Source organism: Streptomyces sp. UF-297 (genome assembly GCF_058245575.1).
In genome coordinates this window covers 16,886-29,390 of sequence record NZ_JBSIBZ010000074.1, presented here as the reverse complement: position 1 = coordinate 29,390, position 12,505 = coordinate 16,886, and the positions used below count along the sequence as shown (strand labels likewise).

The following is a 12,505-nucleotide window of genomic DNA, read 5'->3' as shown; positions in this document are numbered from 1 at the left end:
TCGACGACGTATCGAAAACCGCATACGCGCCTGCAACACCGCATTGCCTTGACTGGCGGCATGTCCTACAGCGAACCAGTACAAGCAGCAGCCGAGCCCCGAAGGCACTCGGGGGCGAGCGCCTTGGTCGGGCCCCTGGCCGTCTGGCCGATCAGCACCACCGAGCACTTGGCGTTCGTACGGTCCCAGCGGTCGGCCAGCTTCCTGCAGACGCCGGCCTGGGGCAGCGTGAAGACCGAGTGGCGCAGCGAGTCCCTCGGCTGGTTCGACGGCGGGCAACTGGTCGGCGCCGGGCTCGTCCTGCACCGCCCGGTGCCAAAGCTCGAACGGTTCACGCTGGCCTACCTGCCCGAGGGCCCGGTCATCGGCTGGACCGGCGATCTGGGCGTGTGGCTCGACCCGCTGGTGGCCCATCTCAAGGCGCACGGCGCGTTTGCGATCCGGCTCGGCCCGCCGGTGCGCACGGACGCCTGGAGCGCCGCTCAGGTCAAGGAGGGTGTGGCCGACCCGGGCCGCAAGCGGCTCACCGAGATGCCCGGCCAGTGGTCGGACCCGGTCGGCGCCCAGGTGGCCGGCTGGCTCAGAGGCGCGGGCTGGCTGCCGCAGAGCCCTCAGGAGGGCTTCGGGGTCGGGCATCCGCAGTTCAAGTACGAGCTTCCGCTGGCCGGCAGGACCGAGGACCAGCTGCTCAGGGGCATGAACCAGCAATGGCGCCGCAACATCAAGAAGGCCGCCAAGGAGGGCGTCGAGGTCACGGTCGGTGCGGGCGGCGCGGACCTGAGGGCGTTTCACGACCTCTACGTCCACACCGCTGAGCGGGACGGCTTCACGCCCCGGCCGCTGGGCTACTTCGAGACCATGTTCGCCGCGCTGAGCGCGGAGGACCCCGAGCGGATCAAGCTCTATCTGGCCCGCCATCAGGGCGACTTGGTCGCCGCCACGATCCTGGTCCGCGTGGGTGCCCACGCGGTGTACTCCTACGGTGCCTCCTCCACCGAGAAGCGCGAGGTGCGCGGCTCCAACGCCTGCCAGTGGGCGATGATCCGCGACTCTCTCGCGGCCGGCTGCGACGTCTACGACCTGCGCGGCATCACCCCCACCCTCGACGCCGACGACCCGCACGTCGGGCTGATCCGGTTCAAGGCCGGCACCGGCGGTCAGGCGGTGAGGTACGTGGGCGAATGGGACCTGCCCCTGCGGCCGATGGCCTACCGGGCCTTCGACCTCTACATGAGGCGCCGCGGGCGGTAGGCCCTACGGACATGAGACACCGCGGGCGGTAGGCCCAACTACATGAGCTGGGAGGCCACTTCGTCCAGGCACGCCCCGCGGGAGGCCTTGACGAGCACTACGTCGTCGGCGGCGAGGTGGCCGCGCAGCCAGGTGACGGCCGCGCCGTTGCCGTCGAGCAGCACCGCCCGCTTCCCCGCTCCGTCGGCGATCGACCGGGCGGCCTCGCCGACCACGGCCACCACGTTGGCCCGCGCGGCGGCGTACTCCCCGATGGCGCGGTGCTCGGCCGCGCTGTCGTCGCCGAGTTCGAGCATCTCGCCGAGTACGGCGATGCGGCGCCCGCCCTCGATCGCCGCCAGTGCGTCCAGGGCGGCGCGGGTCGAGTCGGGGTTGGCGTTGTAGGAGTCGTTGAGCAGAGTCGCGCCGCCGGCGAGTACGCGCGGTTCCATCCGCCACTGGGACAGGTAAGCGGTGGCCAGTGCCGCCGCGGCCACGTCGAGGGGTACTCCGGCCGCCAACCCCGCTGCAGCGGCGGCCGACGCGTTGAGCGCCTGGTGGGCGCCCACGTGCGGCAGCGCGAGGGGCGCGCGGGCGTCGGCGGTCCGCAGCGTGCAGGACGGCCGGCCGAGCCGGTCGAGATCCAGATCGAGCATCGTCACGTCGGCGTGCTCCGCCCGTCCGAAGGTCAGCACGGGCCCGGCGGTGAGCGCCCGCATCGCGTCCACGCGGGGATCGTCGGCGTTGAGGACGGCCGTGCCGCCGGGCGCGAGCCCCCGCACCAGCTCGCCCTTGGTCTCGGTGATGGCCGCGCGTGACCCGAACTCGCCGAGGTGGGCCTGGCCGACGTTGAGGACGACGCCGATGTCGGGCGTGACCAGACCGGTGAGCGCGGCGATGTCGCCGATGTGGCGGGCGCCCATCTCCAGTACGAGGAACCGGGTGGTCGCGTCCGTGCGCAGCATGGTCAGCGGCACGCCGAGCTCGTTGTTGAGCGAGCCGATCGTGGCGACCGTCGGCCCGGCGCTCGAAAGCACGGCCGCCAGCAGGTCCTTGGTGCTGGTCTTGCCCTGAGAACCGGTCACCCCGACCACGGTCAGACCGTCGCGCAGCCGGGCCACGACGTGCGCGGCGAGCGTCTGCAGCGCGGCCTGGGCGTCCTTGACGACGACGCTGGGCAGCGGCGTGGGCCGGGAGCCGAGCACGGCCACCGCGCCGGCCCGGCCGGCCTGGCCGACGTATGCGTGGCCGTCGACGTGCTCGCCGACGAAGGCGACGAAGAGGCCGCCCGACTCGGCCTGCCGGCCGTCGAGCACGGCCGGTGCAGTCACCGTCACCGCCGCGTCGCCCTCGACCGTCCCGCCGACGATTGCGGCGATCTCGCCGAGGCTGAGGGGGATCACGCTGATTCCTTGTAAGTCATGCCGCCAGTCAATGCGCCACGGTGTATCGCCGGCATATCGAAATCCGCATACGTTCCGGCAACGCCACACAGCCTTGACTGTACGTATGACCTACAGCGAACCGCCCCGCATCACCGTCTATGGGTGCGGCCCCGATGAAGCCGTATTGTTCCGGGAGCTGGCCCCTCGCTACGGTGTGACGCCGACCATCACGGACGCGCCGCTATCCGTAGCGAATAGCGAACTGGCAGCCGGAAGCCGGTCCGTCAGTGTCGGCCACAAGACTCCCATCGCCAATGCCGCTCTTTTTGCGCTTGGCCAAGCCGGCGTGACATACGTCTCCACGCGGAGCATCGGGTGCAATCACATCGATGTGGAATACGCGGCCGGCATCGGCATCACGGTGGGAAACGTCAGCTACTCGCCGGACAGCGTGGCCGACTTCACGCTGATGTTGATGCTGATGGCGGTGCGCGACGCGAAATCCATCATCCGGCGTGCGGATGTCCACGATTACCGGCTGAACGAAGTGCGCGGCAAGGAACTCCGCGATCTGACCGTCGGCGTGATCGGCACGGGACGCATCGGCGCTGCGGTCGTGGACAGGCTGCGGGGTTTCGGTTGCCGAATACTCGCGCACGACAATCACCCCAAAACCCTCGCCCAATACGTTCCTCTCGACGAGTTGCTGCAGCAGAGCGACCTGGTCACTCTCCACACACCGCTCAACTCGGATACGCATCATCTGCTGAATCGGCGGCGTATCGAGCAGATGAAACGGGGCGCGCTGATCGTCAATACCGGACGGGGGGCGCTCATCGACACCAAGGCCCTGGTATCGGCACTGGAGAGCGGCAGGCTCGGCGGCGCTGCACTGGATGTCGTCGAGGGCGAGGAAGGAATCTTCTACGCCGACTGCCGAACCAGGCCCATCAAAAGCGAGTCGACACTGCGGCTGCAAGAGCTGCCGAATGTGCTCATCAGCCCGCACACCGCCTATTACACGGACCGCGCCCTGCGTGACACGGTCGAGAACTCCCTCACCAACTGCCTGAAATTCGAAAGCGGGAACCAGCATGGATAGGCTGAAGGTCGGAATTATATTCGGCGGACGTTCCGAAGAGCACCCCATCTCCATCAAGTCCGCGCAAGAGGTCGCCCGGAACCTCGACGACGAGAAGTACGAACCGTTCTATATCGGCATCACGAAGGACGGCGCCTGGAAACTCTGCGACGGCCCCGACACGGATTGGGAGAACGGAAACTGCCGTCCGGCTGCACTGTCGCCGGACAGCGCCGTGCACGGACTGCTTGTCCAGGAAGAGGGACAGGCGCAGGGGCGGTACGAGACGATCCCCCTGGACGTCGTCCTGCCCGTGCTGCACGGCAAGCGCGGCGAGGACGGTGCGATACAGGGGCTGCTTGAGCTCTCCGGCATCCCCTATGCGGGCTGCGATGTGCAGAGTTCCGCACTGTGCATGGACAAATCCCTTGCCTACACCGTCGCCGCAAACGCGGGAGTTGCCACGCCGAATTTCCTGACCGCCGCGGCAGACCAGAACATCGACCCCGGCCTGCTCACCTATCCGGTCTTCGTGAAGCCGACGCGTTCGGGCTCGTCTTTCGGCGTCACCAAGGTGTCCCGGGCAGAAGAACTGCAGAGCGCGCTGGAGACCGCACGACAGTACGACACGAAGGTGCTGATCGAAGAGGCCATCATCGGCAGCGAGATCGGCTGCGCCATCCTGGGGAACGAACTCGATCTCATGGTGGGCGAGGTGGACCGGATCGCTCTCTCCCACGGATTCTTCCGGATCCATCAGGAGGATGCGCCGGAAACCGGTTCCGACAACTCGACGGCGATCGTTCCCGCCGACATTCCTACGGAGTCACGCCTGCTCGTCCAGGAGACCGCCATGGCCGTATACCGCGCCTTGGGGTGCAGCGGTCTCGCACGGGTGGACCTGTTCCTCAAGGAGGACGGAGCAGTGGTCCTCAACGAGGTGAACACATTCCCCGGCATGACCTCGTACAGCCGCTATCCGCGCATGATGGCGGCCGCAGGGGTACCACTCGGTGAAGTGATCGACCGCATCCTGACCCTGGCATTGACGGGGAAGAGCCGATGAAGGACGACTTCGTCTTCGTGGACGAGTTCGCGTCCGGAACGGCCGGAATCCGCTGGGACGCAAAGTACGCCACCTGGGACAACTTCACCGGAAAGCCGGTGGACGGGTATCTGGCCAATCGGATCGTCGGCACGAGGGCGCTGTGCGAAGGACTGGAACGAGCACGCGAGCAGGCCGAATCCCTGGGCTTCGGCCTGCTCCTCTGGGACGGTTATCGCCCGCAGCGCGCCGTCGACTGCTTCATACGCTGGTCGCAGCAGCCGGAGGACGGCCGCACCAAGGCGCGGCACTATCCGAACATCGACCGAGCCGAGATGTTCGAGCGGGGATATGTGGCCGCCAGGTCGGGGCACAGCCGGGGCAGCGCCATTGACCTCACGCTCTATGACCTGGCTTCCCATGAACTCCTCCCCATGGGCGGTTCCCATGACTTGATGGATTCCATCTCGCATCATGGAGCACAAGGGATCACGCAAGCCGAAGCGAGAAACCGTCAGTACCTCCGTACCCTCATGGAGGCCTGCGGTTTCAGTGCGTACGACTGCGAGTGGTGGCATTACACGCTCACAGATGAACCGTATCCGGACACCCATTTCGACTTTCCCGTCACGTAAGTGAGCACCCCCGGGGTGACCCTGGGGGCGTGAGCTGCACGAGGCAGCCCAGGGGGGTTACTTCGGGTCGCGGTTGAACACCGACTTCGACCTGAAGTAGCCGAGGACCGCCAGGCCCAGGCACCAGACGAGGGAGATCCACCAGTTGTTGCCGATCTCGGCGCCGACTCCTCACCCGCTGCCAGGTGCTCGACGGCGCCTCCGGCAGGAGGGGTACCGGTATGGCGCGCGAGCGGGTGCACTGTCCGGCGGTGGTGGAGCGGGCCGCGCGGATCGCCACCGGTTACCAGCCGCTGAAGTGCACGCTCCGACAGCTCCACTACCGCTGCGCCGCGGAGTTCCTGATCCCGAACACGGCGCCGATGGGCCTCGCCTGTCCGCCCACTGCGCCCGGGCCCGCCGCGAGGGCTGGTCCCCGGAGCTGATCGACCCGCTGCGGTTCCGCAGTCCTTCCTGGACCGACCCCGGCGCTTTCCTGTAAGAGGCCGTGGACTCGTTCGGCCTGGACCGTGGTCAGGGCCGAAGCCCGCCTCAGCGAGGTCCTGGGCGAGCAGGTCTGGCGCGAGTTTGGCATCGGCGGCCCCGACGACACCGAACAGCTCCCGGAACTTCGGATCCTCGCGAGCGGTGTCGGCTTCACCCTCATATGCGCCGGTGGCGCGCAGACAGCGGAACAGCTGCTGGAAATCGGGCTCGCTCACGTCCTCGGGGGTCGGGGGAGGAGCCTTCCGCGGGTCTCTCGGCAGTTCGTCATCGGGGCGGCCGGCACCACGTTCGACCTCACGGTGGGTGCCCAAGTGGAGTTCCTGGCCAGTGTCGGTCTCGAAGCGTCCGTTGGCCAGGGAGATCCACACGGAGGCGGCCCGGTGCGGGGCGACGCGGCGGATGCGGATGACGGCGCGCATCCAGATGATCAGCGGCCCGCCGTGGTCGGCTGCCGCTGCCGGCTCTGGCCATGGTGGGCCCGCCTGTTCGCTGAGCCAGAGACGGAACGCTGTGCCGGTGGGCCGCGGCCGCGGGGTGAGCCGGACGCTGTGGGCTTCGAGGCGGGCTCGGGTCGCGAGGGGCATGCGGCGCGATTAGCGTGGAGCAGGGGATGCGTGAGGAGACCACATCGTGGACGGCATATCCCCGACATCCGCGTCATCGTCAGCCCAGCGGCCCGACCCTGCGCTCACCGGCGGCCGGCACGAGCACCGCTGGCTGATCCTCGCCGTGATCGGGATCGCTCAGCTGATGGTGGTGCTGGACGCGACGATCGTGAACATCGCTCTGCCGTCAGCACAGGAGGATCTCGGGTTCACCGACGGTAACCGTCAGTGGATCGTCACCGCCTACGCGCTTGCCTTCGGCAGCCTGCTGCTGATCGGCGGGCGCATCGCCGACCTGGTCGGCCGCAAGCTGGTGTTCCTCACGGGCCTGGCCGGGTTCGCGGCGGCCTCCGCGCTGGGCGGTGCGGCGACCAGCTTCACGATGCTGGTGGTGGCCCGCGCCCTGCAGGGCCTGTTCGGCGCGCTCCTCGCACCGGCCGCGCTGTCGCTGCTGACCACGACGTTCACCGACCCGCGCGAGCGGGCCAAGGCGTTCGGGATCTACGGCGCGATCGCGGGCGCGGGCGGCGCAGTGGGACTGTTGCTCGGCGGCGTCCTGACCGAGTACCTCAACTGGCGCTGGTGCCTGTACGTCAACCTGGCCTTCGCCGCCGTCGCCATGGTCGGTGGCATGCGACTGCTGCACGCGGGCGCGCCCGCGGACCGGCCCAAGCTTGACGTGCCCGGCACACTCCTGGTCTCCGCCGGCCTGTTCTGCATTGTGTACGGCTTCTCCAACGCCGAGACACACCCCTGGGGCAGCGCCCAGACCTGGGGCTATCTTGTCGCGGGCACCGTGCTCGTGGCGGCGTTCGGCTGGTGGCAGACGCGCGCCGCACACCCGCTGCTCCCGCTGCGTGTCGTCCTGGACCGGGACCGCGCGGCGTCGTTCCTGGCGATGTTCATCTCAGGCGCGGGCATGTTCGGTGTGTTCCTGTTCCTGACGTACTACCTCCAGCAGATCCTGCACTACTCACCCGTGAAGACGGGGCTGGCGTTTCTGCCGATGGTCGCCGCCATGGTCGTTGCATCGGTGGTCACCACCAACACGCTGGTGCCGCGCGTCGGCGCGAAACCCGTCGTGCCCACCGGCATGGGGCTCTCAGCGGCCGGAATGGCGTGGCTGACCGCGCTCGACGTGCACAGCTCCTACCCGGCGCACGTGCTGCCGCCGCTCCTGGTGTCCGGCCTCGGGCTCGGTTTGATCTTCGCGACGGCCATGAACCTGGCCACCTCGGGCGTCGCCACGCACGACGCGGGCGTCGCATCCGCGATGGTCAATACCAGCCAGCAGGTGGGCGGTTCGATCGGCACGGCCCTGCTCAACACCCTGGCGACGAGTGCCGCGACGAATTACCTCGTGGGCAGGCAGCCCACGCCGCAGGCGCAGGCCCAGGCCGCGCTGCACAGCTACTCGACGGCCTACTGGTATTCGGCGCTGTTCTTCGCCATCGGCCTGCTCGTCACGCTGGTCCTGTACCGGCGCGGCGCTCCCAGGACACTCGGCGGGGACGGCGCGGTCCCGATATAGGGCGCGCCGAGCGGGTGCTCTTACCGGCTCTGACAGTTGTGCGGGCGGGACCTGTGGCTGCGCGAAGACGGCGGCAACATCACCTCCCGTCGCAAGAACGCCGACGAGACCGTCGATCGCCGACCAGGTTGTCGGCCCTTCCGGTCGGCGACATCGATCACGTCTGGTCAGGGCGCTTCAACAAGTCCTGTTACGAGCTCATAGGGGGTCTTATGGATAATCAAATTCTGGACATCGTGGGGCATTTCGGCTGCTAATCTCTTCTCTCGCGAGGCTTGGCCGGACAGTGATCGATCCTTGGCGTCCCTGTGGTGCCGGTCAGTGCGATCGGCGCTGTGCGTCAGCATTCCCTGCGCCGGGGCGGTGCCCTGGTCGTGTCGGTGGTGCATCTGTGCGTCGTACGGCCTCGCGTTGTGCAGTGAACCTTTGCGTCCCGCAGCTGACGCCGCCTTGCGGCCGCCCTTTCGTGGAGCGGCGGTGGGCGGCGTCGTGCTGTTGGCATGGATTCGAGAGAAGAGATGAGACCGGTTTTCACAAGACCGATGCGGGTGGCGCTGGCCGGCGTGCTTGCGACGGCCACCCTGGTGGGTATAGCCGCCCCCGCGGCGTACGCCGCACCGCAGCCCGTGACTCCGTCCGCCCTGAAAGCGGCCGTCGAGGCGCCTGCACCGGCTGCTTCCGAGGTGGTGACCATCACGTTGCCCACGGGACAGACGGCGCGCGGCCGCCGCATTCCGATCCCTGGATCGCAGGTGAAGTCGGGGATCGTGGTCCTGGACGATCGGTACACCCCTGCCCATGGCGGGCACACCGTGCCTGCGGGCGGCGGTGAAGAAAAGGCTGCGAAGGCGTTCGCTGAGCGGGTCGAGGCCGTCGTGAAGAGGCTCGCTGAGACGCCGGGCGGCAGAACCCTGCTGGAGGGAATCAGCCGCATGCAGCCCCTCGACCGGGCGCTGGGGCGCGCGAAGCCGGCAACCGGGCTGCCCGATGTCAACGTCGTGTTCTACCGGGGCATGCCCGACGACGACAAGAAATGGCCCGACAGTCTGACGCGGAAGCTGGATGGCGCGGGCGTACCCCACGACGACGTGAAGTCGGATGTGGTCGTCACCGAACCGGTGGCGCAGGCCTACGACCGCGACCGTGCCAGGAACGGCAACGGCTCCGAAGGTCTGATCGCCATGCCGGACGAGGAGAAGGTCTTCCTCGGCTTTCAGCCGGACAAGACGCCGATTGCCGTGAACGAGACGCTGCTGGTCGGGCATGAGTTGGTGCACAACGCGCACTATCTGCAGGGGGCGCTGCTGGACGGGAAGAACAACGATGTCCCCGTGGAGGCGGAGTACACCCACAACAGCGCACGCGAGACCGGAAAGATCGCGATCCCAGGTGAAGAAGTCGGCACGCTGGGCGGGAAGGACCGCGACAAGCTCCTCACCTCCGTCACGGGAGAGGACGGCCGGACCGAGTTGCGGCTGAAGCATTTCGAGGAGTCGGACAAGGCTGTCGAGAAGGCACTGGCCGAGCCGGGAGCGGACAGAGGCGTCCTGGAGGACGTTCAACTGGGCCGCCGCTCCACCTTCAACATCACGGAAACCAGCCTGGCCACGGAACTGGGGTGGCCCGCGCGGCGGCACTACGGTCACGACGGGCAGACGGCCTCTCGCGTGTGGGCCATGCCGGAATCTGAGGTGCATGGCAAGTTCCTCACGGTGCCTGCCGGCAAGTCCGTCACCGACGAGGATCTGAAGAATCCCGGCGCCCTTGAGAAGAAGCTCGCCGAAACCGGCAAGCAGACCCGTCTGCAATCCTGCAAACGCTTCTTCCGTTTGGCAGCGTCATGCCGCCCTGATGGCCCGTCGGAAGAGGTGACGGAGGAGACGAAGAAGCGGATTGCCGAGGTCGAGCAGTTCGTGAAGGACCACCCGGACGCGCAGGTGCGCCTGCCGGAGGAGTCGGCGCAGGCGCGGTTCGCACGGGAGGTCTCTGCTGCCCTGGTCGGGTTGCGGCGTGAGGGGGATGTGACGGCGGTGCTCAAGGCGGTGGCTGAGGCGGCCGGCTCTCTGGAGAAGGCTGCGGATGTTTCGGACGAGGTGCGAAAGAAGGCGAAGGCGGTCCGGGAGAAGCTGGAGGCTGCTGCATCGGGCGGGAAGTCCGATGGCGGCAAGCTGACCGAGGCGGGCACGGCGCTGACCGAGCTGGCCGGGGCGCTGGCCGGGGACGGCAGCCCGGCGAAGGGTCTGAAGGAGGCCCTGGACAAGCATGCCGGACTGCCCAAGGTGACGGCGCCGGAACAGCACTCGTACGAGGAGTGGAAGAAGACCGCCAAGGAGACCATCGACAGGGCCCTCGCGGAGCGGACGAAGGTCGGCGGGGAGGTCTTCACGCCGTCCCTGCGGGATGCGATGACCTCCGAGCGGGTGTTCAACGTGTTCCGGGAGACGACGGGGCATCTGAACTCCGCCCTCGGGGCGGCGATGACGCCGCAGATGGTCATCGACATCGGCAAGACGCTGGCCAGTGATGCCGACGCCCTGACCAAGGCGGCCTCGCTGACATCGTTCACCCCGGTGCTCGGTCCCGCGCTGGGCCTGGTCGACGGCATCGCCCACGGTAATGGCGAGGAGGCGGCGCTCAGCGGTGTGATGCTGGCCGGCTGGGTCGCCAGCCAGTACGTCCCCGCGGCCGGCGAAATCGTCGATGCGGGGCTGGCCGTCTACGTCTTCGGCAAGATGCTGGCGGACGAGATCAGCAAGATCGTGGACGACCGGGAGAAGACGGCCCACTGGGTCGGCACCGCGTGGGGGGACTCCACCGTCGTGGATCCTGAGGTGGTCAAGCGCGACCTGGGCAAAGCGCGGGATGAGGCATTCCACCGGATGCTGACCACCGTCGCGCAGCAGCAGCTCCGGCCGCAGCTCGAGAAGGCGTTCAAGGACATGTACCAACGCTTCGAGCAGAACGTGCACGCCTCCGTTGCCCAGATCGAGATGGCTCTCAAGCGCCACGAGAACGAGCCGGGCATGGCCGAGGCGCTCGCCGAACAGCTTCCGAAGATCAAGGAAACGGCCGCCAGGCTGCTCACCGACACCGCGCAGAAATTCGACACCTCCATGACCGAGGTCATGGAGACCAACGTCCGCAAGATTGAGAACGACAAGCAGCAGGTAGCCGAGTTCAACGCGAAGTTCATGGACGCGGTATGGGCAAGGGGGGACTTCGGAAACTGCGAGGGCTACGATCCCAAATTCGGTTTTAGCTGCCACGAGAAGAAGCGGTGGGACAACGCCCGGGACATCATCATGGACCTTCCCGTCCAGCCGCTGGCCAAGACCGGCTTCCAGCAGTGGTTCGGTGCCGCGCCCCCCGCGCTGACCGGCCAGTCCCTGCGCATCGGCGTACGCAACTCCACCGGCCAGGACCTGGAGCTGATGAAGGCCGACGTCGAGGGACAGGGCAAGGTCATCGCACCGCTGCCCGACCGGCTGGCCAAGGACGCGGACCAGTGGCTCACCCTGCGGCGCAACCCCTGGGGTGGTGACGGACCGCTGCGCGGCACGGTGACGTACGGCGCCGGCGGCAAGGAGAAGTTCACGCTGCGCTGGGAAGCGGCGGACGACGGCAAACTGCGCTATCAGGTCGCCCAGGACGCCTCCCTGGCGACCCAGGTGCTCGGTGGTGACTACCGCAGCAGGGACCGTGTGAGCGCGAACGACACCCAGTGGTATGAGCGCAAGACCAAGGGCGTGGTGTTCGCCGATATCACCCCGCACGACAAGAACATGCCGTCGCAAGGCTGTAGGACGAACTCCGGAGGATGGCCGCAGAACATCTCCGCCTGCATGGTGTTCGTGAACAACACCGACCAGTCTGTATGGATCGACGACGTCGAGGCGGAACACGGGAAGGTCGAGGTGGCCCCGCCGCGCCAGGTGAGGCCGTATGAGATCGTCGAGTGGAAGACCGTCTCGATCGACCCGACGCGCGGCACGACCGCCCGTACCCGGATCCGCGCAGGCATCGCAAGCGTCCAGGCCAGTTGGGAGAATCCCCGGACGGGAGACAACTCAGCCTGCCTCGACACCGGCGACGGCTGTACGACCGAAACCGATCTGGTCACAGCCTATCGCAAGAAGGACGACCGCTATCACGCCATCCTGTACCGCAATTTCAGCGGCAAGGACTGGGGCATGACGGCCACCGTCGCCCTGGAGAACCGCCCCTACGCCGGCCCCGCCGCGCCGTGCCCGCCGTCGGATGGTGCTGCTTGGATGCTCTGTGTGGCGGCGCTGGTCCGGTCAGGGACCCACGTCACAATGAGGTGTACCGGCGAAGCCGCCGATGACTTGCTTGATCTGGAGTTGGCGGACTTGGACCGTCACCTCACCGATGCCGAGCGTTCCCAGGCGCGAGTTTTGTCGATGCTGCTCGGCCCATTCCTTCTTGCGCAGTAGGACAAGCGGCTGCGCAAACTCAGCCGCCAGTTCAGCGACCGACCGCGCAAGGC

General features: G+C 67.6%; 8 protein-coding genes. 7 read left to right on the top strand and 1 reads right to left on the bottom strand.

The genetic code is table 11. The features are described 5' to 3' along the window. Nucleotides 1-60 precede the first annotated feature (60 nt). The gene (locus AC4IJH_RS32330; protein ID WP_490855488.1) at nucleotides 61-1,251 is read left to right on the top strand and encodes a lipid II:glycine glycyltransferase FemX; all 1,191 of its coding nucleotides are present in this window, start codon (nucleotides 61-63) and stop codon (nucleotides 1,249-1,251) included. Nucleotides 1,252-1,289: 38 nt separating this feature from the next. Here AC4IJH_RS32330 and AC4IJH_RS32325 read toward each other — a convergent pair whose 3' ends face one another. After that, on the bottom strand, nucleotides 1,290-2,633 hold the full coding sequence (locus AC4IJH_RS32325; protein WP_490855487.1) for a UDP-N-acetylmuramoyl-tripeptide--D-alanyl-D-alanine ligase: 1,344 nt from the start codon (nucleotides 2,631-2,633) through the stop codon (nucleotides 1,290-1,292). A 106-nt stretch (nucleotides 2,634-2,739) separates the two neighbouring features. Between AC4IJH_RS32325 and AC4IJH_RS32320 the strand changes: the two genes are divergently transcribed. From AC4IJH_RS32320 to AC4IJH_RS32295, 6 genes are all read left to right on the top strand, one after another. Beyond that, nucleotides 2,740-3,717 carry a D-isomer specific 2-hydroxyacid dehydrogenase family protein gene (locus AC4IJH_RS32320; RefSeq protein WP_490855486.1) on the top strand — a complete coding sequence of 326 codons (978 nt, stop codon included), beginning with the start codon at nucleotides 2,740-2,742 and terminating at the stop codon, nucleotides 3,715-3,717. Next, entirely contained in the window at nucleotides 3,710-4,762 is a 1,053-nt protein-coding gene (gene vanA, locus AC4IJH_RS32315) for a D-alanine--(R)-lactate ligase (protein ID WP_490855485.1), read from the top strand. Before AC4IJH_RS32320 ends, vanA begins: the two co-directional genes overlap by 8 nt. Continuing rightward, complete coding sequence (gene vanX / locus AC4IJH_RS32310) at nucleotides 4,759-5,376, top strand: D-Ala-D-Ala dipeptidase VanX (protein WP_490855484.1); 618 nt, start codon at nucleotides 4,759-4,761, stop codon at nucleotides 5,374-5,376. The genes vanA and vanX overlap by 4 nt, the downstream gene beginning before the upstream one ends. Before the next feature lie 221 nt (nucleotides 5,377-5,597). Further along, entirely contained in the window at nucleotides 5,598-5,801 is a 204-nt protein-coding gene (locus tag AC4IJH_RS32305; protein ID WP_490855483.1) for a hypothetical protein, read from the top strand. A 700-nt stretch (nucleotides 5,802-6,501) separates the two neighbouring features. Further along, the gene (locus AC4IJH_RS32300) at nucleotides 6,502-7,998 is read left to right on the top strand and encodes an MFS transporter (RefSeq protein WP_490855504.1); all 1,497 of its coding nucleotides are present in this window, start codon (nucleotides 6,502-6,504) and stop codon (nucleotides 7,996-7,998) included. Between the two features lie 542 nt (nucleotides 7,999-8,540). Beyond that, on the top strand, nucleotides 8,541-12,452 hold the full coding sequence (locus AC4IJH_RS32295; RefSeq protein WP_490855482.1) for a hypothetical protein: 3,912 nt from the start codon (nucleotides 8,541-8,543) through the stop codon (nucleotides 12,450-12,452). The last annotated feature ends 53 nt before the right edge of the window (nucleotides 12,453-12,505 follow it).

Coding starts and splice junctions, on each gene's coding strand:
- vanA (WP_490855485.1), top strand. CDS start 3,710: ATGGATAGGCTGAAGGTCGGAATTATATTCGGCGGACGTTCCGAAGAG.
- AC4IJH_RS32320 (WP_490855486.1), top strand. CDS start 2,740: ATGACCTACAGCGAACCGCCCCGCATCACCGTCTATGGGTGCGGCCCC.
- AC4IJH_RS32305 (WP_490855483.1), top strand. CDS start 5,598: ATGGCGCGCGAGCGGGTGCACTGTCCGGCGGTGGTGGAGCGGGCCGCG.
- AC4IJH_RS32295 (WP_490855482.1), top strand. CDS start 8,541: ATGCGGGTGGCGCTGGCCGGCGTGCTTGCGACGGCCACCCTGGTGGGT.
- AC4IJH_RS32330 (WP_490855488.1), top strand. CDS start 61: ATGTCCTACAGCGAACCAGTACAAGCAGCAGCCGAGCCCCGAAGGCAC.
- vanX (WP_490855484.1), top strand. CDS start 4,759: ATGAAGGACGACTTCGTCTTCGTGGACGAGTTCGCGTCCGGAACGGCC.